Consider the following 25,260-nt stretch of genomic DNA (forward strand, 5'->3'; position numbering starts at 1 on the left):
ATAAGCTATCTTTAAGGATCTAAAAGACCAACTATTATGCTTCGTTATTGCACCGCTTTTTGTCTCCTTAGTCTGCTCTTTTCTTGCCAAACTACTCCAACGGATTCTCCCTTGGACCAACAGCAAAGTCTAGAGTTAGAAGAGCTGCGCTCTTCTGCCGCAGAAGAAAAAACTAAACGAAAAATCAATTGGGCCAAAATTGATCTAGAACAACTGCCCAATATCTCGGAACAAAGCAAAGTTTTGCAAGAAGGCCTAAAGGTTTCTTTAGAAACAGAGGAAACTAATGAATCGCTAGTTTGTAGTATCTTGGACCAAAACGGCAGCTTGCAACAACAGTTTTTTCCGCCCATTCAAGCTGGGAAAAACCAAAAACTCGATTTAGATTTTAGCCAATTCCAAGCTGGCGAATATTATGTGGTCATCCTTGGTGAGGCAACCTACCGCCGTTTTTCGGTGGCCAAATTGCGCTAATACAAGATGCAGATACATATTATAGGTACGGGAAAGGTCGGCCAAGCGCTAGGCCATGCGTTTTTAAAGGCGGGGCATAGCATTGGGCAATGCTATAGCAGAACCCCTGAAAAGGCCCAAAAAGCGGCTGAGGCTTTAGCTGGCCAAGCGGTTTTTGCCCTAGATCAATTAGAGAATCAAGCGGGTTATTATTTACTGGCGGTGCATGATAGAGCCATTGCTGAGGTATTGGCCCAATTGCCTCAAAGTATCCGTAATGAACGACTGATTTTGCACTGCTCGGGGGCTACGCCATTAAGCGCACTGGCTCAAGCCAAGCAATACGGCATTTTTTATCCTTTGCAAAGTTTTCATGAGGGCTATTTACCCGATTTGGCCCGCATTCCGATCTGTTTGGCGGCTTCTTCTCCTGTTCTTTTGGAGCAATTAAAGGATTTGGCCAAATCGCTAGGCTGCCGCTATCATTTATTAGCAGAGGAACAATGGCCCGCTCTGCATCTAGCCGCCGTTATGGTCAATAATTTTAGTAACTATCTTTTTGCCATGGGCCAAAGCATTTGTGAGCAGGCTCAAATCGATCCAGAAATTCTTTTTCCCCTAATTTTGCAAAGCGCCCAGCGCCTAGAAGAAGGCCCAGCCAAAGGCTTTCAAACTGGCCCCGCCATCCGAGGAGACCAAAGCAGCATGCAAAAACATCAGGCCTATTTGGCAGAACATCAACCGCAGTTGTTGGCCCTCTACCAATTGTTGAGTCAACGCATTGAGGAGGACCTCTAAGGGCTGGCCCCACTTCTGCGGCGGACAGGGCGCGAAGCGCCCGCAGGCCTAGCGATGTGTAGGGGTGGCCGAAGGCCAGACCGAGCCAGCTTGCTGGCGAAGGGCCGAGCGAATAGCGAGCCCCGAAACGTAGCGCCGAGGAGCGTAGCGAGGCGGAGGCCCCAAAACAGCAGCGAGCCCCGAAACGATAACAAGGCCTTCAGGCCGCAGTTCGACGACCAAAGGGAGTAACCGCCGAGGAGCGTAGCGAGGCGGAGGCCCCAAAAACTAGCCATCCAATAACAACTTTTTATAGGCAATAATGCCCGAAAGGGCCACGCCCGGAATCCCCTGCCCCGGATAAGCCGTGTCGCCACAAAGGTAGGCGCCCTTCTCTAGGCGAGCATCCAGCATTTGCCAGGGCTTAATCTTGAGAAATTGAGGATAACCGCCCACAAAACCAAACTTGCGCTGGGTCCAGCTTTCCCAGCTACTAGAAGCCGAGCTATGCCTGTACAAAACCTGATCTTGAGCAATATAGCCCTGCTCGTCCAAGACCTTTAGGATCTCTTCTTCTAGGGCGGCCTTGTCTTTAACGGGCCGGCGGGCGGGGTCTGGAATATGCGTAGAAATGGAGGCTACGCCCTGGCCCAAAGGCGCTCGATACCAATCTATGGGGTCCGAAAAACTGAGGAAAATACTCTGGCTTCCAATCTGAGAAAGTGGCTGTTTGAGATGTATTTGGTGGTGCAAAACAGGGGAATCCTCTCGCCGCTTAAAGCCTATGCCCATCTGAAAAGCCGAATTGAGCTGTGGACTTTGCAACAACCGCTTTTTATAGCGCTGATGTAGCTTTTTATTGGGCCAAATATCGAGTAAATTATTGATAGGAATGCCCGAAATCAGGCGATCAAAAGCCATTGGGCCCTGATTAGTCTGCAAAATATATTGCCCATTTTTGCGCTCAATCTGCTCTACTTTTCGCCGCAAATGAAGCTGCCCGCCTTGGGCCTCAATATAATCGCAAAAAGGTTTGACCAGTTGGTAGAGGCCTCCATAGACATAATAATTTCCGAAAAGCGTGTAGCAAAGCGCCGTGGCCCCAAACAAAACATTGACCTCTTCTAGGTAATTTTGGGCCGTAATGAGCAGCTGTTCATTGACAAAAGCCATGAAATCGGGATTTTTGTCTAGCCCATATTGTTGCAGCATCTTTTTCATCGAGCGAAAGGCGAGTCCCGCAAAAGCCAACTGCTTGGGCCGAAACCCCTTGATCATAGGGCCCAAATCTCGCCAAGAAGAGGGCGGAAAACTCTGTTGCTGCAAGGAGGTTTCCCAAACAAACTGACTAATCGCATAGGCGCGCCGCCAAAAAGCTGCCTGCCCTTTTGGGCCAAAAATGCGCTCGGCCTCCCTAATCCAATCCTCCAAATTGGCAAATCGCTCTAGCTGCTGCCCATTTTTTAGCCGAATTTGCATGGGCCGATCCAAAGGCTTCATATCAATTTGGATCGCCGTTTGCTCTAAAATATAGCGCAAAGGCATATGCTCGTCTAAGCCCACTACAGTGGTGGCCCCGGCCTCAAAAATAAAGCCCTTACGATAATAAGAACTTGTGCAACCCCCAGGCAAATAATTTTGTTCTATAATATGAACAGCATGCCCATCCTTGGCCAAGAGCGCCCCCGCAGAAAGACTCCCCATGCCCGAGCCAATAATGCCTATTTTCATTTTCCTGTTAATTTTTTTAACTAGTCTAAGTAGTATTTTAAACAAAAAAAAGCAAGGCCTGTTTGAAAAGGCGTCAGAGATCTATACCTAATTTCCCAAAATGCGCAAACTGCCTATTCTAAATCAACAGATTCTCTTAGCTTTGTTGTTTTAGCTGGCCCCAAATTTTAAAGGCGAAAAGCTAAACAAACCGTAAAATTCAGTCGTATCTAACGACAAAAAAAGTAGCAGAGCTTTTTCTGAATTTTTTATCTGCCTATTTTTTCAGAAGTAAATTCAATCAAGATGAACCAATCCGTAAAAACACTCACTGCCGAAGAGCAGGCCCTATTTGATGAAATGGGGGACCAACATATCCTTAGCTCTATCGATACGCCTATGCGAGAGGATGCTTTTTTGCTTTCCGATGAGGAAAAAGTAGAGCAGATTCAAGCCTATTTTAAGGCTATCATGGAAATTATGGGGCTCGATCTCAACGATGACTCCCTAAAAGGGACCCCCTACCGAGTGGCTAAAATGTATGTTAAGGAGATTTTTAGTGGCCTCAATCCCGCCAATAAACCCAAAATTGCCCTTTTCGAAAATAAATATCAGTATGAAGAAATGCTGATCGAGAAGAACATTTTGCTGCAGTCTACCTGCGAACACCACTTTTTGCCCATCTATGGCAAGGCCCATGTAGCATATATTCCCAATGGTAAAGTGATCGGCCTCTCAAAGATTAACCGATTAGTGCAGTATTATGCCAAACGCCCGCAGGTGCAAGAACGCCTAAGCCGCCAAATCTTAGAAGAGCTCAAAACGAGCCTAGGCACCAATGATGTGGCCGTTTATATTGATGCAAAACATATGTGTGTCTCTACCCGAGGCATCCAAGATATATCTAGTAGTACGGTAACAACCGCCTACAGTGGTCAATTTGAAAAAGAGCAGTTCCGCAAGGAGTTTTTAGCTGCCATTCACCATGATGTCCGCTACTAAATGTTGCTCCTTACAGCTAGATGTTTATTGTTGTAGGTCCTCTGGGAAGAGGGCCTTTTTTTTGGGGGCCTCCGCAGCAAAGCTGCGGCGCTACGCTTCAGGGCTCGCTGCTCGCTCGGCCCTTCGCTTTTTCGCTTTGCTCAAAAGCTCGGTCTGGCCCTGCGGGCCACCCTTCCGCATCGCTAGGCCTGCGGGCGCTTCGCGCCCTGTCTACCGCAAATATAAAGGACCCACTAAACAACTTCTTTCCTTAGGCTGTTGTATAAACATCAAAAAATCTTATTTTGACCTGATCCAATTCAGTAGACTATATGCAAGCAGATTCTAACGCTAAAATTATCCTCACCGCCGATGGCTCTCACAGCCTAGAGTCGGCAAAGTTTGCCGCCAGTTACCACTCTACACATGGCGCCATCCAAGAAACCGATACTGTTTTTATACAAGCGGCCTTGGCCCATCAACTCACTAAGGGGCCAGAACAATTAGCTATTTTAGAAATTGGTTTTGGTACCGGCCTAAATGCCCTCATGAGCTATTTGTATAGCCAAAAAGAAGCCCCCCAATGCCAAATTCAGTATTTGGCCCTAGAGGCTTATCCCATTTCTAACGAAACCGCTGCGGCCCTTAATTATACCCAAGAACTAGCGGCCCCAACTAGCCAAGCTACTTTTCTCGCTATGCACAGCCAGCCCAACCGCTGGCAAACCCTAGCCGAAAACTTTAATTTCTGCTTGAATATTCAGCGTTTTGAGGACTTATCGGCCCAAAATGCTTTTGATATTGTCTACTATGATGCTTTCTCTCCCAATGTGCAAGCCGAACTTTGGGAGGAACCCATGCTCAAAAAGATTTATGAGGCCATGCGCCCCGGCGCTTGCCTCACGACCTACTGCGCCAAAGGCGCCTTTAAGCGATTACTCAAAAGTATCGGCTTTAGGGTAGAAGCCCTGCCTGGCCCAAAGGGCAAAAGAGAAATGACCAGAGCCTTTAAGGAGGCCTAAGCAAAAAGCCTTGTAGAAATGCAAGGCTTTTTTCTTGCCCATTCAATAGCTAAAATACTGTTCCGAGCTTTGCCATTGAAAAGTATTTCAGTCTAGTGAAAATATAAGATCAAGCTTCTATCTAGCGCACTGACTAAATTGCCTTTAAGGCATTCAGCCCAAAAAAGGCCCAAAAGAAGGCCAAAAAAAATTAGTTTAACGCTATAAATCTCTTACCTTTCTAAGGCATAGCATACTACATTCTACTACGCATACACACTTAATAATTTACCCAATTATCTTATGGAACGGAAAACCATTATCCAGTGGAGTATCACAGGAGCGGCGGTCCTCTTTTTTTTGGTCGTCCTCATCTATACGATTGACTATATTGCTTTTCGCGATGACCGTATCAAAAATAATTTGGCCACCAGTTTCTGTGAGTGCACCCTAATGGAAGCGGTCCAAAATGGCGATTATGAACTGCTCGAAGAAGGCTTCCAATATGCCACTGGCCTAAATCCCTGCTTTGCGGAGGAGTTTGAACCCTACAAAAAAGGCCTTTCTGATGCGCAAAGAGAGTTTTTTCTCCAAGATTTAGAGAAGCGAATCTTTAAGCGTTGCCCGCATAGCGCAGAGAAAATTTTTCAATAAATTGGAGCTGCCAAAGCCGCCCAAACGGTCCCCGGCCTAGCGCTGTGGAGGGGTGGCCGAAGGCCAGACCAAAGGCGAAACGAAGTGGAGCCTGAAGGGCCGAGCAGACTTGCGAGCCCCGCAACATAGCGCCGACGAGCGCAGCGAGGCGGAGGCCCCAAGACCACAAAAAAAATTCATACCTTAACTTATGCGTTACTCTGCTCAAGAGCAAAAAGAATTATTTGAGCGCTCTAAAGCGCTCTTGGCCCAAAAGCCATTGCCTACAGAAGAGGCTGTTATTCAGGAGCTAATTGCCCTGATTACTTATCATGAATGGCGCTATTATGTGCTCGATCAGCCCCTGCTGAGTGATTATGAATATGATCAGTTATTTCGAGAATTGAAGCGCTTGGAAGAGGCGGCCCCCCAATGGGTTTTTCCGCATTCGCCCACGCAAAGAGTGTCTAGCGACCTGACAGAGGGCTTTCTGACGGTGGAGCATCTGACGCCTACGCTTTCTTTGGAGAACTCTGAAAATATGGAGGATCTTCAGGATTTTGAGCAGCGTCTTCGCCGTCTTTTACCCGAAGATTTGGCCCAAAATGAACTGGCCTATTGTGTAGAACCCAAGTTTGATGGGGGAACAATTGTGTTGGTTTATGAAAATGATCAGTTGGTCCGTGCCGCCACTCGCGGAAATGGAGAAAAAGGCGATGAAATCACGGCCAATGCCCGCGCCATTGCTAGCATTCCCTTACAGGCCAATTTTAGTAAATACGGCATCCAAAAAGTGGAACTGCGCGGAGAGGCCCTGATCCGAAAAGATCGTTTTGAGCGGGTCAATGAAAAGCGTGCCGCCGCTGGAGAGGCCCTTTTTGCCAACCCCAGAAATGCTGCAACGGGCTGCCTTCGCCTAAAAGATCCACAGCAAGTAAAAGCCCGATCATTAGAGGCTTTTGTCTATCAAATGGGCTTTGCGGTTAATGCCGAAGCCGAAAATGTTTTGGACCAATTTGAGAGCCATTGGGATATTTTGGCTTGTTTGGCCGACCTAGGTTTTAAGGTCCCAACAGCCGATAAAGAGCGGGCGCTTTGCCCCAATATTGCCGCCGTAGGCGATTTTTGCGCCCAATGGGAGGCCCAAAGAGAAGATTATGCCTATGAAATTGATGGCATGGTGGTCAAGCTGAATAACTTGGCCCTACAAGAAATTTGCGGCTACACCAATCATCATCCCCGTTGGGCGATTGCCTATAAATTTACGGCCAAAGAGGCCAGTTCTGTCCTCGAAACCGTAGAGTATCAGGTGGGCCGAACGGGGGCTATTACGCCCGTGGCCAAAATTCGCCCTGTCGAGTTGGCTGGGGTGACCGTGAGCTCGGTTTCTCTACATAATGCCGAGCAAATTGCCGAAAAAGATTTGCGCATTGGCGATCATGTGCTGGTCAAAAGAGCGGGAGATGTGATTCCCCAAATCGTTAAACCCCTAGAAGATTTGCGGACAGGGGAGGAGCAGCCTATTGTTTTTCCAAGCAATTGTCCCGTTTGCGATTCTTTGCTGGAACGTCCTGAGGGCGAAGCCGTTTGGCGCTGTATCAACCCCGATTGTGAGGCCCAAATCCTAGAGCGCATCAAGCATTTTGTCTCTAAGGGAGCCATGGATATTTCTGGTTTTGGCGCCGCTTATGTCGAGAAGTTTTATGAGGAGGGCCTGCTGCATGGCCTAGCCGATGTTTACCGCCTAGATTATGAAAAAATTGCTCAGTTCGAGGGCTTTGGCCAGCGCTCTGTCGCCAAATTGCAAGAGGCGATTGAGGCCTCGAAAAACCAACCGATTTTCCGCCTCATTTATGCCCTTGGCCTGCGGCATGTCGGTTCGGGCAATGCCAAAATTTTGGCGGCTGTGGTCTCCGATATCCGAGAACTCAAAAATTGGAGCATCGAGCAGCTCAGCGAGTTAAAGGATGTGGGCCCAAAAATGGCCCAGTCGGTCTATGATAGCTTTCAATTGCCAGCCATCCAACAGTTATTGGAGGAGCTAGGCGAATTGGGCCTCAACCTCAAACAATTAGAAGAAGAAAAACCCCAAGAGGGCCCCAAAGAAGGCCCCTTTGCCAATAAAAAGGTCCTGTTTACGGGCAGTTTGCAAGAGATGAGCCGCTCGGAAGCCAAAAAACGCCTGCTGGCCGCTGGGGGCATTGCCGCCTCTTCGGTCTCCAAAAATCTAGACTTTTTGGTGGTGGGCGAAAAAGCAGGCTCTAAACTCAAAAAAGCCCAAGATTTGGGCATCAATATCCTTACAGAAGCAGAATTTTTAGCCCAACTAGACGGGCAGTCGTAAAACTTATAATAATCATGAAACAACTAGCTGATTACTACGCTACTATTGAAGCGGCTATCCAGAAATTGGGCGTAGATCCCAAGGTTTGCCGCACCGACAAAGAAAACCGCTGGCATTTGCATCGTGGCAATGCCCAAGTTGTGGTCCTCCTCAGAGAATCGACCACTTTTGAGCAGAAAAAACGCCCTAGCCTCGTGATCGTTTCGCCTATCGTGGTGGTGCCCGCAGCTATCGAAGCCCGCCAAGAATTGATGGAACTGATCCTCAAAACGAACCACCAACTCATTACCGAGAGCTTCTCGATGACCAGAGAACAGGCCGGCCATGAGGTGGTTTACCTCAGCTCTACTTACTTTATCGAGGAGATGAGCGTGGAGGAAATTGAGTATTCGCTAAGCAGCCAGAGCTATTTTGCCCTGCAATTTACTAGCCTGCTCAGAAAGCGCTTTATGGGCATTGATGATAAAGAAACAAGCAAAAAAGAACATACGCCTTTCAAATTAGATGATGAGTAAGATCTAGTTTTTTGGGGGCGGCCCCTTCCGCTAGGTTAAAAGCCAGCGCAAAGCGGTATCGCTACAAAATGAGGGTTGAAACCCTCATGAATTACTGCTCGGCCCATTGCGCAGCTCGCAGGTCTGCTCGGCCCTTTAGGACCAATAAAAATGGCCCATAACAATTTGTTATGGGCCATTTTGCTTTATAGGCGAGTATCATCCAAATACTCTTGTCGGTTGGGATAATCCGTAGTAAAATGTAGCCCCCGACTTTCTCGGCGGATAGCCGCCGAGCGAGTGACCAAATAGGCCACGGTAATCAGGTTGCGCAGCTCGCAAAGCGCAGGCGAAATTCTACTTTTGTTATACAGTTCTTCGGTTTCTTCATAGAGTAGGCGCAAGCGAGAAAAGGCCCGCTCCAAACGCAGATTAGAGCGTACAATACCCACATAACTGCTCATAATTTCTTTGAGCTCTTTCATACTTTGGGTAATGAGGACCAATTCTTTGGGGTCTTGGCTGCCTGTGGCTTCCCAGGCGGGAATCCCCTCTTTCCAGTCCCACTCTCCTAGTTTTTGGTCCAGATCCTTGGCAATGCGATCGGCAAAGACGAGGCCCTCTAGCAAGGAGTTGGACGCTAGGCGGTTGGCCCCATGTAGGCCCGTGCTGGTGCATTCGCCGCAGGCATAAAGGCGATGGATAGAGGTTTGTCCCCAAGCATCGGTTTCAATGCCGCCACAAAAGTAATGGCAGGCGGGTACTACGGGAATCATCTGCTCAAAGGGATCGATACCGATGCTTTTGCATTTTTCATAAATATTGGGAAAATGGGCCAAAAAAGCTTCCTGCTCCAAATGTCGACAATCTAAATACATGCAGTCAGAGCCACTATTTTTCATCTCTTGGTCAATGGCTCTAGCTACAATATCACGAGGGGCCAAAGATTTTCGGGGGTCGTATTTCTGCATGAATTCTTGGCCCTCGGCATCTTTTAAGATGCCTCCAAATCCACGGACGGCCTCAGAGACCAAGAAAACGGGATTTTCTCCAGCGGGATTATAAAGGGCGGTAGGGTGAAATTGCACAAATTCCATATTTCGCACTCTTCCTTTGGCCCGATAGGTCATGGCCATGCCGTCTCCTGTGGCAATCGTTGGGTTGGTGGTCGATTTATAGACCTGTCCCGCACCACCAGAAGCCATAACGGTGGCTTTGGCCAAAATGCGCTCCGCTCGATTAGTTTTTAAGTTGAGGGAGTAGCAACCATAGCACTCAATATTGGGACTAAGTCGAGTGACCCAACGGCCCAGATGATGCTGCGTCAAAAGGTCAATAGCAAAATGATGCTCTAAGACTTCAATATTGGGGAGCTCTTTGGCTTTGGCCAGCAAGGCCCGCTGAATTTCTCGGCCAGTGATGTCTTTATAATGCAAAATGCGGTTTTCAGAATGTCCGCCTTCTCGACCCAAATCATACTGTTCATCCTGCTTTTCTTTGTCAAAGCGAGTGCCCCAGTCAATGAGCTCGCGCACTCGGCTAGGGCCTTCTTCGACCACAATCCGAACAATTTCCTCATCACAGAGGCCATCGCCAGCATCTAGGGTGTCTTCAATATGCTTTTGGTAAGAGTCTTTCTGATCGTCCCAAACGGCAGCTACTCCCCCTTGGGCATAGCTAGTATTACTTTCAGAAGAGATGGTTTTGCTGAGTACGGCAATACTTATTTGGGGCTGTTTTTGGGCCATCCGAATGGCAAAGCTGAGTCCAGCCACGCCAGAGCCCAAGACCAAAATATCTACTTTTTTCATAATCTTAAGATTTGGGGGGCGGCCAGTGGATACCCCCATTGATACTTGCTTTTTTTGCGCCGGTCACTTGGGGCCAGGCATTTGTTTGTTTTTCCCAACGCAGTAGGCCAAGTAGGGCCATTAGTAGGGCTTCTTTAAATTCGATAATGTTGTTGTCGGGCAGAAAAATATCAATGCCCAAATCTTCTACATAGGCTTGTAATTGGCCCAAAAGGTAGTGATTAAAAGCACCACCACCAGAGACCAAGAGTTTACCGGCCTGCCCAAAGCCCTCCTCTTTTTGGAGGTCTAAAATGCTTTGTCGCAGGCTAATTCCAATGAGTTCGCAAACTGTAGCCAGTTTATCTTCTGTACTGGCCTCAAATTCGGCTAAGATGCGGAGCTGTGGCCCTTGCACCCAGGCATTGGAGAGCGATTTGGGATAAGGTTGCTGATAAAATGGGTCGGAGAGTAGGGCGGCCAATAATTCTTCTTGAACCTCTCCTTGGCTGGCCCATTGGCCGCTCTCATCATAGCTGGCGCCCTTTTCTTGGGCCAAAAAGTTGAGCAGTTGGTTTGCGGGGGCAAAGTCAAAGGCGCGCCAGTTTTGGCCTGCCTTGGCCGATAAGTTGGCAATGCCGCCTAGGTTGAGGTAATAACTGTAGCCCGGAAATAGGTAGGCGTCGGCAATGGGGGCCAGGGGGGCACCTTCTCCAGACAAGCTGAGGTCTTGGCTTCTAAAGTCGCTAATTACGGGCCGTTTTGTCAGGGCGGCCAAGGCGCTGCCCCGCCCAATTTGTGCTCCAAAACGCTTGTCGGGTTCATGAAAAACGGTATGTCCATGCGAGGCAATGAAGTCGAGCCGCCGAATGTTGTTTTGGGCCAAAAACTGCTGCACTAATTCGGCCATATAAAAGCCAAAGTATTGGTCGGTTTTGGCATAAATGAGGGCCGATTGTTGGGGTAGGGCCCGCAGCCGATCCTCCCAACTGCTGGAGTAGGGCAGGCTTTGGGCGGCGAGCAGCTCCCAGTTTTCTAGGCCGTTTTGGCCCCATTGCATACGGCAGTAGGCGAGGTCTAGTCCATCTAGGGAGGAGCCTGACATTAGGCCAAGGATATAGTAGTTTTTGCTGGACATGCTGTTGTTTTTTTGGGGCTGCCCCAGCCAAAGGCTGGGTCGGGCTGTGTCGCAGCTCGCTGTTCGCTCGGCCCTGCGCCGCCAAAGGCGGCTGGGTCTGGCGCTTTGCGCCACTGCTTTCCATCCCTCAGCCAGATTTAATCGCGCTGCTTTGGCTATGGTTTGCTATGAATTTTCTGCTAGGCCAGCTATTTTTTAAGGGCATAGCCTTCGCTATGGTCTAGAAAAATAGGGCCGACTAGTGGGAAATTGCTGCAAACAATAAAAGTGAGTGCGTTTAAATCTGGCTATTGCCGATGGCCCTTTGGGCCTGCAGGATGCAAAAATGGCCCAAACTCCCCCAATGGATTCCTTAGGGAATCCATTGGAGGGGAGGGTGGGCGGGTTAATATTAAGGAATGAGGAGCGCAGCGACGAATACCGTTCTTACAGCAGAATGGCAAGGCCTAGCGCTGGGGAGCAGTGCCGCCGAAGGCGGCAGACCGAGCAGGCGCAGCCTGCTAAGGGCCGAGCAGACCTGCGAGCTGCGGACCATAGCGCCGCAGCTTTGCTGCGGAGGCCCCTAATACTAATTCAAATAGCGACCTACAATAGGCATTCTGCGGCCCATTCCAAAAGCCTTTCTCGAAATGCGGAGCGTAGGGGGCGTTTGGGCCCGCTTAAACTCATTGCGATTGACCATTTTGAGCACTCGGCGGACCAATTGGGCATCAAAACCTTGTTGGATGATCTCTTTGGGGCCTTGGCGGCGCTCAATGTACTGAAATAAAATTTGGTCCAGAATATTATAGTCGGGCAAACTATCACTATCAAACTGATCGGGGCGAAGTTCGGCACTGGGGGGCTTGCTAATAATATTTTCTGGAATCAATTCGCCCTCCATATTCATAAAATGGGCAAGCTCAAAAACCTCAGTTTTGTAGAGGTCGCCAATAATGGAGAGGCCGCCAGCCATATCGCCATAGAGCGTGCCGTAGCCCACCGCTGCCTCACTCTTATTAGAGGTATTGAGCAGGATATTACCAAACTTATTCGAGACCGCCATCAAGAGCATACCACGAGCTCGGGCCTGTAGGTTTTCCTCGGCCAAATCGAAATTGGTACCTGCAAAAATAGGGGCCAACTCCTTTTGATAAGCCTTGTAAATATCCTCAATAAAAATGGTATCGTACTGAATATTGAGATTTTGGGCCAATTGCCGTGCATCCTGAATAGAATGCTGAGAAGAAAACTGAGAGGGCATGAGCAGGCAGCGCACATTTTGTGGGCCCAAGGCCTTGGCCGCCAAAACCGCCACCACAGCAGAGTCAATGCCGCCAGAAAGGCCAAAAATGGCTTTCTTTAGGCCCAATTTGCCAAAATAATCGCGGATACCGAGAATCAAAGCATCTTCAATCAGTTGCATCTTTTCTTTGGTTTGGGCCTTGGGCGTTTGGCCTAGGCGCACCGACTTAAGGTCAAAGGTTTTGATGCACTCCTCAAAATAAGGCAGCTCTTCAAAAAGCTCTGCATTGGGGGAGAAAACCGCCGAGCCCCCATCAAAAATGATTTCCGTTTGGGCGCCCACATGATTCACATAGAAAAAAGGCAACTTATAGCGCTGCACATTCTCCTTGATAATAGCTAGGCGCTCTTGGGCCTGAGAGAAACTAAAAGGCGAAGCCGATAGATTGAGAATAAAATCAGGGCTCTGTTTAAACTGCTCATCGAGGGGGCAGATCGTATAAAGTGGATTTTCATTGCCTACATTCCAGATGTCCTCACAAATAGAAAGCGCAATTTTATAGCCCTTATACTCTACCAATTTAAATTCAGTGGCGGGCTCAAAGTAACGATACTCATCAAAAATATCGTAAGTGGGCAAAAGGGCCTTATGCTGCCGATGCAAAATTTTGCCATCCGCCAAAAAGTAAGCAGAATTATAGAGGTCCTTGCCTTCTGGAACGGGATTGCGAGAGGGGGCGCCGAGCACAATGGCAATACCCTGAGCCGCTTCGGCTAACTCTTGGACCAAAGCATCGCTTTTGGCAATAAAATCATCAAATTCTAAGAAATCTCTAGCGGGGTAACCCGTGCTAGCCAATTCTCCAAAAACAACAATATCAGCCCCTTGGGCCTTGGCTTCTTCTGTAGCTCGAAGCATTTTGGCCAAGTTTTGTTCAAAGTGGCCAATATGGTAGTTGAGTTGAGCGATTGCAATTTTCATAGCTTTGTTTATTATGTAAACTAAGTAGGTGTTGGGGATTCAAACGACAATCTAGAAAAAAAGTTGCTGATTTCACGCACTTTGTTTAAAAAATAAGCAAAGCCCCTTTTTTCTTTTGCTAGAATGGGTGTTGGTCTATTATGAGGCAGTGGAGTAGAATCCAGCCTTAGGCTTATTATGAGAACGACTAGCGCATAGCGGGCCAAAAACCCACAAAAAAGCCCAGTCCTAAAACAGAACTGGGCCATATAATTTTAAGTCATTTTTGCTTATTGAAGCGCATCTACCTCGGCTTTTAGGGCCTTGATATACTGCTCGTTTTGCATGGGGACCAAAGGCAAACGCAACTCATTTTCCATAATGCCAATGGCGTTGAGCACCCATTTGATGCCAGCGGGATTGCCCTCTACAAAGAGCAAATCTACCAATTGGCTGAGGGTGTAATGCAGGGCCCGGGCCTCCCGAAATTCATCTTCTAGACCGTGACGGACCATTTCTGAAAAGCGAAGTGGGTAGGCATTGGCTACAACCGAAATTACGCCATCGCCACCCAAGGCGATCAGGGCCAAAGTGAGGTTGTCATCGCCAGACCAAAGGGCAAACTCTCTGGGCGCTCCCTGGATAATCTCCATGGCTTGGCCCAAATTGCCAGAGGCTTCCTTCACGCCAATAAACTGCTTGCTGGCCTTGGCCAAGCGGATACAGGTGGCGGCAGAAATATTACTGCTGGTTCGGCCAGGCACATTATAGAGAATAATGGGCAAGGGACAATTGGCCGCAAACTCCATATAATGCTGATAAATCCCCTCTTGGCTGGGTTTGTTATAGGCTGGAGAAGCCGACAAAATAGCGTCAACACCCTCCAAATCAATAGCTTGTAGCTCTTCAATTAGGGCGGCGGTATTGTTGCCTCCATGGCCCAAAACCAAGGGTACACGGCCGGCAATCGCCTTTTTGGTAAAGGCCAACAAAGCTTTTTTCTCTTCCTTAGAGAGCGTTACCGACTCGCCAGTAGTGCCCATGCTCACCAAAAACTCTACGCCCCCCTCAATACAGTGGTCAATGAGTTTTTGCAGTGCGGGATAATCAATTTGGCCAGCTTTGAAGGGGGTAACTAGGGCGACCCCAGTACCACGCAATTGCCGAATAAGAGAAGCGTACATGCTATTTTTTGTTTATGCGTTCTAAATACTGATGAATTTCTTTGAGGAGGGCGGGCATGGGTTTTTTAGCGGCATGCACCATCAAATCAAATTGATCGGTACGGCCTTCTTCAAAGAAACCCAGCCGCATTTTGCTAGGGGCGGCCTGCAGCAGAAAGTCGAGCGGTAACTGTTCGCCAACATAAAGGGCAATGAGCAAATCATATTTATGGGCCAAAAAAGCATCAATTTGTTCTCCTTTAGGGACCCCCGCCCAATTGAGTGCCTTGGTAGAAAAGGCCTCATAGGGCAGCCCTTCGGGCAGTTCTTTTTCGGGCCAATAGGCCAAAAGCTGTACCTCCTTTTTCATTTTTTGCAAACTCTTCGCATAGGCCAAAATTGCTTCTGTATTTGAGGCCGAGCTGGCATCAAAGAGAATGGCAATCTTTTGCAATTGCAAAAAATTGAGGGCCTGCGGAGCGGGTTGCTGCGCCAAATGTGGTTTTAATGCTTGCTTATAGGCCATTTGCTGAAGGCCAGACTTTAATCCCATCCCTACTATTTTTTGATCGTTTCTGTGGGGCCCATGGCGCTAAACTTCTCAATTCTTTGGGCCACCAATTCTTCGGGGCTCAATTTCTTAAGCTCGTTGATTTCTTTCTTCAAATGCTTTTTGAGGGCTTTGGCCATGGCTTCGGGCTGAATATGCGCACCGCCCAAAGGCTCTTTCACTACACCATCAATGATCCCTAGTTCTAGGGCATCGGGAGCCGTCAATTTTAGGGCCTCGGCAGCTTCTTTCTTATAATCGATGGTTTTCCAAAGAATATTAGAGCAAGATTCTGGCGAAATAACGGTATACCAAGTGTTTTCTAACATAAAGATGCGGTTGCCCACACCAATACCCAAGGCGCCACCAGATGCCCCTTCTCCAATGATGACACAGATAACGGGAACGGTCAAACGGGCCATTTCAAAAAGGTTGCGGGCAATGGCCTCGGCCTGTCCGCGGTCTTCAGCCTCAATGCCAGGAAAAGCACCGGGGGTGTCAATCAAGCAAACGATAGGCATATTAAAGCGCTCTGCCGTTTTGAAAAGGCGCAAAGCCTTGCGGTAGCCCTCTGGGTTGGGCATACCAAAATTGCGGTACTGACGAGCTTTGGTGTCGGCCCCTTTTTGGTGGCCCACAAACATCACCGTCATATTGTCCAAACGGCCCACACCGCCAACAATCGCCTTATCATCGCGGAAACAGCGGTCGCCCTGCATTTCTACAAAGCGGCTACACATCATCTCAATATAAGAAAGGGTATAAGGGCGTTTGGGGTGGCGAGAAAGCTGCACCCTTTGCCAGCCCGTTAGGTTGTTATAAATTTTACGGCGCAAAGAAGACTGCAATTTCTCCAATTTGCCTACCTGCTCCTCAATTTCCTCTTCGGTCAGGTCTTGGCGTTCGCGGAGCGCCTCCATTTTATTATGTAGTTCTTCTAGGGGTTGTTCAAAATCTAGAAATACCATAAGCTCTGGTTTTATTACGCTATTGAATGGCCCGAAGGCTTATAAGATAGAAGAAGGAGGCAAAATTAGCTCCTCCACCAATACAGTACCCGTACAAATGGCCTCTAGGCTCATTGATTCGGGCTGTTGTTTTTGCTGCCAGTAGGCATGCGCTCGTTCCAAAATATCGGGATAGGGGAGTCCGTCTGTGCGCAAAAGCTCCATTTCGGCCACAAAGGGCTGGGCATCTTCTGCCAAACGAACACTATAAATATAAGACTGATAATGGTCCTGATTGGCCCAAAAAGCCTTGGCCGTCGTCAAATCTGTAAACAAAAAAACGGCCTTAAAGCGAGATGGCGCATCAGGATAATACCGCTGCCGAATGTCTTCAAATATCTCTTCTTTGAGGTAGCTGGCATAGGCCGCCTGTACAAAATCATCGCGGCGAATCCGCTCCCCATACACTCCCCGGGTCAATTGACTACCGGCTCGTATTTCTCTTTTGGATAAATGATACATCAACATAATTGGGCATTTTTGGCTCGCACAAAGCTAAGAAGAATATTTATTTTTTTCCAGATTCCCTTTGCTTCTTCTGCTTTTTTAGGGGCCTCCGCAGCAAAGCTGCGGCGCTACGTTCCGCAGCTCGCTGCTCGCTCGGCCCTGCGGCCTGACGGCCTTGGTCTGCGGCTTCGCCGCACTGCTGCACATCGCTAGGCCTGCGGCCCTAGGGGCCTGCTATATGGGCCTGTAGGTTGAAACCTACAGCCAATTAACGAATGTATTTTTGTGTTCAATGGAGGGTTGAAACCCTCCATAAATAAACATTTTTCAGTCCGTGCTTTCTTCTTTGGCGGTTGGGTAGTTTTGGCCCCATGGGCTGAAGCCCATGCTTGTGGGGCTATGCAAACTAGCGGGCTAAAGTCCTTGTTTGTTGTTTATTACAACTTATTATGGGCCGATGGTTTCAACCATCGGCCCATTTTATTGTGCTTAGTATGGCCGCTTTTGTTGCTGTGGGTTTCAACCTACAGGTATATATATCCATACTACAGGCGGCGAAGCCGCCGCAGGCCTAGGGGCCTGCAAGGGTGCCGCGTAGCGGCAGACCCAGCCAGCTTGCTGGCGCAGGGCCGAGCAGCCCTGCGAGCCCTGCAAGGGCCCGGCCGCCTTTGGCGGCAGGCCCCAAAAAAATAGTATCTTTAGACCTCGTTCTTTGGAATGCGCAAAAGTCCAGAAATTGGCTCAGGGCATCATACTACTTACTTTAGAGAGCTAGATGGGCGGATGGGCCGCTGGTGGTCTGCGGACCCCATTACCTTCCCACATCAATCGCCCTATAATACCTTTGATGGAAATCCGATTTATTATACGGATGCTTCTGGGGCAAGTGTAGTTAGTCCAGAATGTCCCACTTGGAGTGAATCTAGTATAACGGAATCTGAATATAAAGTTGCTGTATCAACGGAAATTAGCTCTACCTCCTTTGCAAGGAGTTATGTGGTAGAAGTGGCTGCTGGAGATCCAGGAGTTGATGATGACCGTTATTATGATAGAGCTGGAAACTTAGTCAAAATTGTTCGAAATAACTTGCCTGATAGAAATTTTATGGAGTATGATGAGGGGGACTATTCCTATCAAGGACAAAATTATATTCAAATTAACTCTGTAGAAACAATTATTGGAGATATAAAAAGTGGAATTCGGCATAATAAATGGAACGGTAGCATTGAGTCATTGGATCTTAAAGATGCACGAGAAATTGCTTTGAAAGGTGCTAGTGCCGTTACTTTTGGGCTAGGTGTTGCAATTGAATCAGGAAGAGGTGGAGCAATGGATTATGTTGATTATTTCAAAGATGGAACGATTGTAGAAATTCAAGGGATTTATTATAACTCTCATGAAGCTTTGAATCTGCTTTGGGGAGCGTCAATGTCAGAATTAGGTTATCCGATGTCAGGTGTAATGGCCCCTTTAACTGCTACCTCAGGGGCTAGATTGTACCATTTTTATGCCTATTTTGCACACAGTGATAGATATGCGGATGCAGGACCAATTAATGAACCTAATCATACTCTTGCAATCTATATGGGGTACAATCTTTTTGGACTTACTGAAGATATATTTGGAAATGTTGTAACTGCTCATAAGAGTGGAAGATTTAAAATGCCCAAAGAATATAATATACAATTAAAAACTGCTAAAGGTATACGTGAAAGAGTTACCATAATATGGTATAAGTATTCTAATATATTTGATTGGTGGAGTGAGCCAACAGTAATAAAAAAACTTTTTGAAGAATGGTAAAAGTAATTAGATGGATAAGTTGATATCATGGAGTGTAATACTTTTGTTTGCGTATTTGTTTATCAGGGTTTTATCTGAAACAATACTGACTTTTATCCCCTCGCCTTTGGTTTTGGTTAATGTTTTTGGGGCCAATCTGTTGATAATAATAACTTCAATTATAAGTTTAAGGGCTTACTTATATAAAAATACCACTATAGTTACCTCTGTCTTAGCTATTTTAATCAGCCTATCTGGATACGGATTTGACTTTTTATACAGGTTAAATAATCCTCCTGCAGAGCTAGTAATCTATCGTGATAGTGTAATGGGAAGTGTCGCCATAGAGTTCTATAAGAAGAGCTATTTCAGAATTGTCAAATCTAGTCTGTTTGGCGAAGAACTTTATAAGGGAACTTATAAAATGAAAAACGATGCAATTACATTAGAGGGCGATGTTGATTCTTTTGGGCTTTGTAATGAGTTAGTTTTGTCAAAGGAGAATGCTTATTGTGTAGAAAATGAAGTTTTAATTTTTTACCGTTTAAGTAATTAGTTGTCTTTCGTTATAAGCTGAATTAGCTCTGTATTAGTGTTTTTAGGCCTCCCGCCTTCAGCGGGCGCTACGTTTCGGGGCTCGCTGCTCGCTCGGCCCTGCGCGGGCTGCACCCGCTGGGTCTGGCCTTCGGCCACCCCTGCACATCGCTAGGCCTGCGGCCCTAGGGGCCTGTTATATGGGCCTGTAGGTTGAAACCTACAGCCAATTAACGAATGCATTTTTGTGTTCAGGGGAGGGTTAAAACCCTCCATAAATAAACATTTTTCAGTCCGTGCTTTCTTCTTCGGCGGTTGGGCAGTTTTAGGCCCATGGGCTGAAGCCCATGCTTGTGGGGCTGAGCAAACGGGCGGACTAAAGCCCTTCTTTGCTGTTTATTACACCTCATTAGCTGCACTAGAGCAAAAGAAATAGGGGAAACCAAATAAATGAGCATCTTGAGATATAAAATAGATGCTTTTTTATGAAAAAGAAGAACTACCGCTCATATCAACTGGCCCTAGTTGGTTTGCTGCTTTTGCTGCAATATTCTTGTGTTATTTGTCCTGCAACGACTACAGCTAAAAGAAATCAAATTCCCCGAAAGCTTAAGGATTCGTATGTGACCAAAGCAGAGGACCTTTGCCCCAAAGATTTGATAGATACAAATGCGATTTATTATGAATGTGATGATCCAGCTATTTATGATTCACCAAAATGTTATTTTATGCGTTTTTTTGCAGACGGTAAGTTGTATGCTAGTACAGGATTAGACAGTCTAAATAATGAGGTGGCCAATAATATGGTTAATGGTTTTGCTGGTTATTATTTAATTAAGGATGGGGAGTTAATTATCAAAACTTATACCTATGCGTATTGTGGATATTATATCATAGAATGGGCAAAAGTATTTGAGGATAGAATAGTGGTATACAAAGCAAAAACTTATTTTTCATCAAGACCTGACTACTACCCTGATATAAGCAATTCTGAAGAGGTAAATAGGGTATATTACAAACTAGATGTTGGTGAATTATACAGCCAGCCAGATTGGTAGTTGGTTTTAAGCAGGGTCTCCCGCCTTCGGCGGGCGGTTACTCCCGTTGGTCGTCGAACTGCGAACTAAAGTTCTTGTTGTCGTTCGGCAGCTCGCTGCTCGCTCGGCCCTGCGCAAAAAACAAGTTTTTGCTTGGTCTGCGGCTTTGCCGCACTGCCTACCATCGGTTACTCCCGTTGGTCGTCGAACTGCGCCCTAAAGGGCTTGTTGTGGCCGTTTGGCCTTCGGCCATGGCGGCTTTGCCGCTATCTGCAGCCTAAAGGCCGCAGCCATTTTTGTTGGGCCTTGGCCTTTCTCGTCGCAGCGGCTTAAAAGCCCCTGCTTTGTTTGTGGGAAGGATATATTGGGTTTTCAGGTCCTGCGGCTTTTAAGCTGCAGGCCAATTGTTGCTGAGGAGCGGGCTCTGCTGTTCCTAAATTGGCTGCTGGTTTCAACCTGCAGCCACGGCTAGCAGGCGGCGAAGCCGCCGCAAAGGAGCGAAGCGACTTGGCCTAGGGGCCTGAAAGGGGGCCGCGCAGCGGCAGACCCAGCCAGCTTGCTGGCGCAGGGCCGAGCAGCCCTGCGAGCCCTGTAAGGGCCCGGCCGCCGCAGGCGGCAGGCCCCAAAAAACAAAAAAAAAGAGCCACCGAAAAACGGCAGCTCTAGTTCAGGAATTATTTATTCTTGGGCCAAAAAGGCTCTAACGGGGCGCAGGGCTTTTTCTACGGTATCGGGCAAAAATGGCGATTGTAAATTGGCGATTTCCAATAACTTAAGGAAAGAATGGCGGCCACCAGTTTTGCAAAGTTTGATGTAATCGCTCCAAGCTTTTTCGGGCGCCTGAAGTTGGCGATCCCAGAACTGAAAGGCGCAAATTTGGGCCAAAACATAATCAATATAATAGAAAGGGCTGGCAAAAATATGCGTTTGGCGCTGCCAGTAGCCGCCTCTTTGCAAGAAGGGCTGTCCCGATTCGCTTGATTTGAGATGGGGCAGATAGCGCTCTTCTAGCTCCAGCCAAGCGGCATTGCGTTGGGCGGGCGTCCATTCTGGATGTTCATAGACCAAGTGCTGAAACTCGTCGACAGCAGCGCCATAGGGCAAAAAGGTGACGGCTCCGCTAAGATGGGCCAATTTGAATTTCTCGCTATCCTCTTTGAAGAACTGCTCGACCCAAGGCCAGCTAAAGAACTCCATACTCATCGAGTGGATTTCGCAGGCCTCATAAGTGGGCCAAATATAGTCGGGATCGGCTCCAGAGCGGCCCGTTAGGTAGCATTGGAAAGCGTGGCCCGCCTCATGGGTAAGGACCGTGAAATCATGGGCGCTACCATTAAAATTGGAGAAAATAAAGGGGGCCTGATATTCGCGGAGATAAGTGCAATAGCCCCCATTTCGCTTGCCATCTTTAGAGGCTAGTTCGAGCAGGCCTTTATCCTGCATAAAGCGGAAAAACTCCTTTGTTTCTGCAGACAGCTCGCTATACATCTGATCGGCCTGTTGGACCATCCAGTCTACATCGCCTTTGGGCGTAGGATTACCATCCAAAAACTCTAGGGCAAAATCGTAGAACTCCATCTTATTGATACCGATGCGTTCCGCTTGTTTTTTGTAGAGGGTTTGGGCCAGGGGCACCAGCTGCTCCTCAATCTGCTTGCGGAATTTAGCCACCTCTTGGGGACCATAATCGCTGCGGGCCATGCGGGCATAACCCAGTTCGATATAATTCTCATAGCCCAGCTTTTGGGCCATTTTGTGGCGTAGCTTGACGAGCTGGTCAAAAATATCTTCCACCTCTTCCGAGATACTATCATAGTACTCCCATTTGGCCGTTTGAGCGCCTTTGCGCTGGCCTCTATCGGTAGAGAGCTCTAGGGGACTGAGGGTAGAAAGATTATAGGTTTCGCCTTCAAATTCGATTTGCGCCTGCGCCTTAATCTCTTGATAGCGAGTAGAAAGGCGGTTTTGCTCTTTGAGGTCCTCAATGATTTCGGGCTGAAAGGTTTTGAGGGCCATCTCCTCCAAGTTGAAGAGATGTTGGCCCAACTGCTCGGCCATTTCGGCCTTATGCGGAGAGGCCAAAAGCGCCTTGCTAAAGGCATTGGATAGGGCCGAAATCTCTGGAGCCGCCTGATCGAAAAAGCTCTTTTCTTCTTGATAAAAAGCATCGCGAGTATCAATAGAATGGCGGACCGAAGCCAGATTGTAAGGGCCACTAAAGCGCAAACTCAAATCTGAAATCTGCTGCCGAATGGCTATGGCATCTTGGGCCGTGGGGGCCGCTTCAAAGGCCTTGAGGAGGGCCTGGTATTCGCTTTTGATCTGCTCCAGCGCCGGGCGCTGATAGGGAAAGTCTTTAAATTGCATATTTATGGTTGTGTGTGGAATAAGGAAGAATACTAAGATACAACCATCTTTTTGGAAATGGGGGAGGAATTTAGAGAAAAGCAAAGATCTTGAGCGGCCTACCGCATCAGCTATTTTTGCAAAATTATTGTTGTCAACTTCTTATGATAGCTCTCCATTCTCGAGTAAGCTGTTCCGTCAATTAACAAAATAACAGTTAGCATAGCAATGCTGCTTATACTAATAGCCCTCCAACTTGCCGAATTAGTCAGCAGCATTAGAGCAGCAGCCAGCATAATAAGAATTGGAATGACCTTAAATACAATAGTATATTCCTTAAGTGTACCTTCTGTACGTTTTATCTCAGATTGTTGAAAATCCTGTGGATCTGTATTGAAATGCGTTTCAAATTGTTTCACTCTTTGAATATTGGTATAGTTGAGGCCACCACCAATAATGAGAAGTAAGATACCCGCAACTAGGGTTGGGAGAATATAGGCCCTGGCTAAATCGGTTTTTCCCAATTGCCAAAAACCAATACTGCTGATTAAAAACCCCAGGGCAAAAAAGATGAAGAAACGGGTTGAAAATACTTCGGACTTTGCCCAGTCCAAGGCCAGTTTTAATAGGTCCATTTTAGTTTAGTTTGTATTTTTTTCTGTATTCGCTAGGGCTTATGCCTTCTTTATTTTTAAACAACCTTGAAAAATAGGGGGGATATTCAAACCCTAATTCATAGGCCACCTCGGCAATTGTTTTATTGGGTTGTAGTAAAATGTTTTTAGCTTCATCCACTATATGCAAGTGTATATGCTCAATAGTGCTTTTACCCGTTACCTTTTTTAGGGTATCACTTAAATAGCGTTGAGAAACAGACATTTCATCTGCAATTTCCCTAATACTAGGGAGCCCCTTCTCCCGCAACTGTCCAGATTCAAAATAGCTAGCTAAATGCTCCTGAAATTGCTCCAATAGGGAGCTAGAAATTTCTTTACGGTTTATAAACTGCCTTTCGTAATAGCGGTTAGCGTATTTTAGTAGACTGTCTAGCAGAGAAATGATAATATCTTTACTGAAGATATCTTGGTTGTTTAGGTATTCTAGCTCAATATTTTCGACAATTGACTCTATCTGTTTTTCTTCTTTTGGAGAAAGGTGCAAGGCTTCATTGATAGAGTAGGAGAAGAAGCTATATTTTTTTATTTGATGAGCTAATGAGCTCCCTTTCAAAAAGTCTTCATGAAAATTTATTGAAAATCCTTTTTGCTCAAATACAATACTGTTGTCCCATTGCAATACTTGTCTTGGAGCAATAAAGACTAAAGCACCATTTGTAAAATCATATTTGGTGCGTCCGTAGTTTAGCTCGCCTTTGACAAACTTCTTTAAGCTAATCGAATAGCAATCGTTAGTAATAGGCGGAGAGGACTCTCTTGGGCAAGGCAAATAGCCCTCGCCTTTTGCCTGGAATACACTCAACATAGGGTGCTCTGCTTGTGGCAATCCTAAGTAATCTAAATAGGCTGATAAGGTTTTAAAGTGTAGCATAGCTTTCTATTGGTTGTCAACTTATTTGTTCCCTTTTGCGCATTTTACTAAACGCTTATATTTTCCAACTTAGGCCCGTTTCTTTTTCAGATAAATCCCATAGTCGTTGCATAACAGCCTTGTCTTTTGCATGCACCTTAATTTCATGGGGACCAACTGGACCTACCCAATTGCTTCTTCCCGTAGGGCCGTAAAATCCGTTCTCATCTAGGTCTTCTTCTGTAGCACACATTAGCTCTGGATAAGCACCATTTTCGGCAGCTTGTGTCAGTGGCGTTAATTTCATCATGTTAAAAATCATTTTCATGAGAAAACTACCGTTGGTTGTAATCAGTGAAGTTCTAGATGAACCCGGATGACAAGCATAGGCTTTTACCTCAGATTTTCCAGCAGCTTTTAATCGGTCATTCAACTCGTAGACGGACATGATTTGCGCTAGCTTACTTTGACTATAGGCATTGTTGGGGGTATAGTCTTTTTCCCAATTCAAATCATCAAACTTAATGGTTTTTAACCCCATATCATAACCCATACTACCAACAGTTACAATGCGCCCTTTCGACTGCTCAATCAATGGGAACAATAATGCCTGTAGTGTGAAATGCCCAAAGTAGTTTACCCCCATTTGTAACTCCCAGCCTTCTTGGGTTAATTTTCTTTTTGGCGTTTGCGCAATCGCAGCATTACACATTAAAGCATCAATACGGTCTGCCTGTTCTAAAACTTCAGCCGCTGCTTTTTTTACACTATCTTGAATGCCCAAGTCCATGATAATGTTAATTACATCAATTTTATTCCCAACTACTTCCTTTAACTTGGCAATAGTCTCAGCGGCTTTTTGAGGGTTCCTGTTCAACATAACTACTTTAGCCCCCTTCGATAAAAGAATTCGAGCTGCTTCAAAACCCGTTCCGCTGGTAGTCCCAGTGATTACAAATGTTTTCCCACTCAAGTCTTTTATTCTCTCAGGCGTCCAGCCTTTTTTTCCAAATGGATTTTTCATACTCATCGTTTTTAATTTTGTTCGCTACAAAAATAAGACGAATAAGATCTATTTACCTTATACAGGATTTCGCAATTGCTATACTTTTTGGGGCCTCCGCTGCGGCTTCGCCTTGCGGCGCTACGTTCCGCAGCTCGCTATTCGCTCGGCCCTTCGCCGCCTGCGGCGGCTCGGTCTGGCCCTGCGGGCCACTGCTGCACATCGCTAGGCCGTTTGGCCTTCGGCCATAGCTGCAGCTTAAAAGCCGCAGCCAGATTAGGATCCAATCAGCTAGCTCTTTATTGCCCCTTGGCCTGCAGCTTAAAAGCCGCAGGACCTGAAAACCTAAGCCCCTGCC

22 protein-coding genes are annotated in these 25,260 nt (G+C 46.9%); 10 read left to right on the top strand and 12 right to left on the bottom strand.

Annotation, left to right across the window (positions count from 1 at the left end; all coding sequences use genetic code 11):
• Positions 1-36: 36 nt before the first annotated feature.
• Positions 37-474, top strand: a complete 438-nt coding sequence (locus SGRA_RS15250; protein ID WP_015693671.1) for a hypothetical protein — start codon at positions 37-39, stop codon at positions 472-474.
• Positions 475-480: 6 nt separating this feature from the next.
• Positions 481-1,251, top strand: a complete 771-nt coding sequence (locus SGRA_RS15255; protein WP_015693672.1) for a Rossmann-like and DUF2520 domain-containing protein — start codon at positions 481-483, stop codon at positions 1,249-1,251.
• A 267-nt stretch (positions 1,252-1,518) separates the two neighbouring features.
• On the opposite strand, the gene SGRA_RS15265 is transcribed toward SGRA_RS15255, so the two are convergent.
• Positions 1,519-2,961, bottom strand: coding sequence for a phytoene desaturase family protein (locus tag SGRA_RS15265; RefSeq protein WP_015693674.1), 1,443 nt, complete (start codon positions 2,959-2,961; stop codon positions 1,519-1,521).
• A 285-nt stretch (positions 2,962-3,246) separates the two neighbouring features.
• On the opposite strand from SGRA_RS15265, the gene folE reads away from it, so the two are divergent.
• The 5 genes from folE to SGRA_RS15290 all read left to right on the top strand — a co-directional run bounded on the left by folE (position 3,247) and on the right by SGRA_RS15290 (position 8,414).
• Entirely contained in the window at positions 3,247-3,942 is a 696-nt protein-coding gene (gene folE, locus SGRA_RS15270; RefSeq protein WP_015693675.1) for a GTP cyclohydrolase I FolE, read from the top strand.
• A 311-nt stretch (positions 3,943-4,253) separates the two neighbouring features.
• Complete coding sequence (gene mnmC2 / locus SGRA_RS15275) at positions 4,254-4,943, top strand: tRNA (5-methylaminomethyl-2-thiouridine)(34)-methyltransferase MnmC2 (protein WP_015693676.1); 690 nt, start codon at positions 4,254-4,256, stop codon at positions 4,941-4,943.
• Between the two features lie 282 nt (positions 4,944-5,225).
• The gene (locus SGRA_RS15280) at positions 5,226-5,576 is read left to right on the top strand and encodes a hypothetical protein (RefSeq protein ID WP_015693677.1); all 351 of its coding nucleotides are present in this window, start codon (positions 5,226-5,228) and stop codon (positions 5,574-5,576) included.
• 190 nt (positions 5,577-5,766) lie between these two features.
• On the top strand, positions 5,767-7,899 hold the full coding sequence (gene ligA / locus SGRA_RS15285; protein ID WP_015693678.1) for an NAD-dependent DNA ligase LigA: 2,133 nt from the start codon (positions 5,767-5,769) through the stop codon (positions 7,897-7,899).
• A 14-nt stretch (positions 7,900-7,913) separates the two neighbouring features.
• Complete coding sequence (locus SGRA_RS15290; protein WP_015693679.1) at positions 7,914-8,414, top strand: type III secretion system chaperone family protein; 501 nt, start codon at positions 7,914-7,916, stop codon at positions 8,412-8,414.
• A gap of 185 nt (positions 8,415-8,599) precedes the next feature.
• Here the strand turns inward: SGRA_RS15290 and nadB are convergent, their stop codons facing one another.
• The 7 genes from nadB to SGRA_RS15330 form a co-directional block, all read right to left on the bottom strand.
• Positions 8,600-10,204, bottom strand: a complete 1,605-nt coding sequence (gene nadB, locus SGRA_RS15295; protein WP_015693680.1) for an L-aspartate oxidase — start codon at positions 10,202-10,204, stop codon at positions 8,600-8,602.
• A 4-nt stretch (positions 10,205-10,208) separates the two neighbouring features.
• Positions 10,209-11,321 carry an anhydro-N-acetylmuramic acid kinase gene (locus tag SGRA_RS15300; protein ID WP_015693681.1) on the bottom strand — a complete coding sequence of 371 codons (1,113 nt, stop codon included), beginning with the start codon at positions 11,319-11,321 and terminating at the stop codon, positions 10,209-10,211.
• 568 nt (positions 11,322-11,889) lie between these two features.
• A complete protein-coding gene (locus tag SGRA_RS15310; protein ID WP_015693683.1) occupies positions 11,890-13,527 on the bottom strand; it encodes an NAD+ synthase in 1,638 nt (545 codons plus the stop codon).
• 269 nt (positions 13,528-13,796) lie between these two features.
• Positions 13,797-14,690: a 4-hydroxy-tetrahydrodipicolinate synthase gene (gene dapA, locus SGRA_RS15315; RefSeq protein WP_015693684.1), complete on the bottom strand. Its 894-nt coding sequence runs from the start codon at positions 14,688-14,690 to the stop codon at positions 13,797-13,799.
• 1 nt (position 14,691) lies between these two features.
• On the bottom strand, positions 14,692-15,222 hold the full coding sequence (locus SGRA_RS15320) for a DUF6913 domain-containing protein (protein ID WP_015693685.1): 531 nt from the start codon (positions 15,220-15,222) through the stop codon (positions 14,692-14,694).
• A gap of 5 nt (positions 15,223-15,227) precedes the next feature.
• Positions 15,228-16,187: an acetyl-CoA carboxylase carboxyltransferase subunit alpha gene (locus SGRA_RS15325; protein WP_015693686.1), complete on the bottom strand. Its 960-nt coding sequence runs from the start codon at positions 16,185-16,187 to the stop codon at positions 15,228-15,230.
• Positions 16,188-16,226: 39 nt separating this feature from the next.
• Entirely contained in the window at positions 16,227-16,694 is a 468-nt protein-coding gene (locus SGRA_RS15330) for a DUF2441 domain-containing protein (protein ID WP_015693687.1), read from the bottom strand.
• A 696-nt stretch (positions 16,695-17,390) separates the two neighbouring features.
• On the opposite strand from SGRA_RS15330, the gene SGRA_RS15335 reads away from it, so the two are divergent.
• From SGRA_RS15335 to SGRA_RS15345, 3 genes are all read left to right on the top strand, one after another.
• Positions 17,391-18,476 carry a hypothetical protein gene (locus SGRA_RS15335; RefSeq protein WP_041329709.1) on the top strand — a complete coding sequence of 362 codons (1,086 nt, stop codon included), beginning with the start codon at positions 17,391-17,393 and terminating at the stop codon, positions 18,474-18,476.
• Positions 18,477-18,486: 10 nt separating this feature from the next.
• Positions 18,487-19,011, top strand: a complete 525-nt coding sequence (locus SGRA_RS15340; protein ID WP_015693689.1) for a hypothetical protein — start codon at positions 18,487-18,489, stop codon at positions 19,009-19,011.
• A 463-nt stretch (positions 19,012-19,474) separates the two neighbouring features.
• Positions 19,475-20,047 (top strand): hypothetical protein, encoded by a 573-nt coding sequence (locus SGRA_RS15345; protein ID WP_015693691.1) that lies wholly within the window; start codon positions 19,475-19,477, stop codon positions 20,045-20,047.
• Positions 20,048-20,704: 657 nt separating this feature from the next.
• On the opposite strand, the gene SGRA_RS15350 is transcribed toward SGRA_RS15345, so the two are convergent.
• From SGRA_RS15350 to SGRA_RS15365, 4 genes are all read right to left on the bottom strand, one after another.
• Complete coding sequence (locus SGRA_RS15350) at positions 20,705-22,393, bottom strand: M3 family oligoendopeptidase (protein ID WP_015693692.1); 1,689 nt, start codon at positions 22,391-22,393, stop codon at positions 20,705-20,707.
• Between the two features lie 110 nt (positions 22,394-22,503).
• Positions 22,504-23,007, bottom strand: a complete 504-nt coding sequence (locus SGRA_RS15355) for a hypothetical protein (protein ID WP_015693693.1) — start codon at positions 23,005-23,007, stop codon at positions 22,504-22,506.
• Between the two features lies 1 nt (position 23,008).
• Positions 23,009-23,920 (bottom strand): helix-turn-helix domain-containing protein, encoded by a 912-nt coding sequence (locus SGRA_RS15360; RefSeq protein ID WP_015693694.1) that lies wholly within the window; start codon positions 23,918-23,920, stop codon positions 23,009-23,011.
• 55 nt (positions 23,921-23,975) lie between these two features.
• Positions 23,976-24,923 (bottom strand): SDR family NAD(P)-dependent oxidoreductase, encoded by a 948-nt coding sequence (locus SGRA_RS15365; protein ID WP_015693695.1) that lies wholly within the window; start codon positions 24,921-24,923, stop codon positions 23,976-23,978.
• Positions 24,924-25,260 lie beyond the last annotated feature (337 nt).

The organism is Saprospira grandis str. Lewin, assembly GCF_000250635.1.
GTDB lineage: Bacteria > Bacteroidota > Bacteroidia > Chitinophagales > Saprospiraceae > Saprospira > Saprospira grandis.

Bases quoted from the DNA above. Each gene is read 5' to 3' on its own strand.
- SGRA_RS15290 (WP_015693679.1), top strand. From the start codon at position 7,914: ATGAAACAACTAGCTGATTACTACGCTACTATTGAAGCGGCTATCCAG.
- ligA (WP_015693678.1), top strand. From the start codon at position 5,767: ATGCGTTACTCTGCTCAAGAGCAAAAAGAATTATTTGAGCGCTCTAAA.
- SGRA_RS15335 (WP_041329709.1), top strand. From the start codon at position 17,391: ATGCGCAAAAGTCCAGAAATTGGCTCAGGGCATCATACTACTTACTTT.
- SGRA_RS15265 (WP_015693674.1), bottom strand. From the start codon at position 2,961: ATGAAAATAGGCATTATTGGCTCGGGCATGGGGAGTCTTTCTGCGGGG.
- SGRA_RS15360 (WP_015693694.1), bottom strand. From the start codon at position 23,920: ATGCTACACTTTAAAACCTTATCAGCCTATTTAGATTACTTAGGATTG.
- folE (WP_015693675.1), top strand. From the start codon at position 3,247: ATGAACCAATCCGTAAAAACACTCACTGCCGAAGAGCAGGCCCTATTT.
- mnmC2 (WP_015693676.1), top strand. From the start codon at position 4,254: ATGCAAGCAGATTCTAACGCTAAAATTATCCTCACCGCCGATGGCTCT.
- dapA (WP_015693684.1), bottom strand. From the start codon at position 14,690: ATGTACGCTTCTCTTATTCGGCAATTGCGTGGTACTGGGGTCGCCCTA.
- SGRA_RS15255 (WP_015693672.1), top strand. From the start codon at position 481: ATGCAGATACATATTATAGGTACGGGAAAGGTCGGCCAAGCGCTAGGC.
- SGRA_RS15310 (WP_015693683.1), bottom strand. From the start codon at position 13,527: ATGAAAATTGCAATCGCTCAACTCAACTACCATATTGGCCACTTTGAA.
- SGRA_RS15340 (WP_015693689.1), top strand. From the start codon at position 18,487: ATGGATAAGTTGATATCATGGAGTGTAATACTTTTGTTTGCGTATTTG.
- SGRA_RS15320 (WP_015693685.1), bottom strand. From the start codon at position 15,222: ATGGGATTAAAGTCTGGCCTTCAGCAAATGGCCTATAAGCAAGCATTA.
- SGRA_RS15365 (WP_015693695.1), bottom strand. From the start codon at position 24,923: ATGAAAAATCCATTTGGAAAAAAAGGCTGGACGCCTGAGAGAATAAAA.
- nadB (WP_015693680.1), bottom strand. From the start codon at position 10,204: ATGAAAAAAGTAGATATTTTGGTCTTGGGCTCTGGCGTGGCTGGACTC.
- SGRA_RS15355 (WP_015693693.1), bottom strand. From the start codon at position 23,007: ATGGACCTATTAAAACTGGCCTTGGACTGGGCAAAGTCCGAAGTATTT.
- SGRA_RS15300 (WP_015693681.1), bottom strand. From the start codon at position 11,321: ATGTCCAGCAAAAACTACTATATCCTTGGCCTAATGTCAGGCTCCTCC.
- SGRA_RS15350 (WP_015693692.1), bottom strand. From the start codon at position 22,393: ATGCAATTTAAAGACTTTCCCTATCAGCGCCCGGCGCTGGAGCAGATC.
- SGRA_RS15330 (WP_015693687.1), bottom strand. From the start codon at position 16,694: ATGTTGATGTATCATTTATCCAAAAGAGAAATACGAGCCGGTAGTCAA.
- SGRA_RS15325 (WP_015693686.1), bottom strand. From the start codon at position 16,187: ATGGTATTTCTAGATTTTGAACAACCCCTAGAAGAACTACATAATAAA.
- SGRA_RS15250 (WP_015693671.1), top strand. From the start codon at position 37: ATGCTTCGTTATTGCACCGCTTTTTGTCTCCTTAGTCTGCTCTTTTCT.
- SGRA_RS15345 (WP_015693691.1), top strand. From the start codon at position 19,475: ATGAAAAAGAAGAACTACCGCTCATATCAACTGGCCCTAGTTGGTTTG.
- SGRA_RS15280 (WP_015693677.1), top strand. From the start codon at position 5,226: ATGGAACGGAAAACCATTATCCAGTGGAGTATCACAGGAGCGGCGGTC.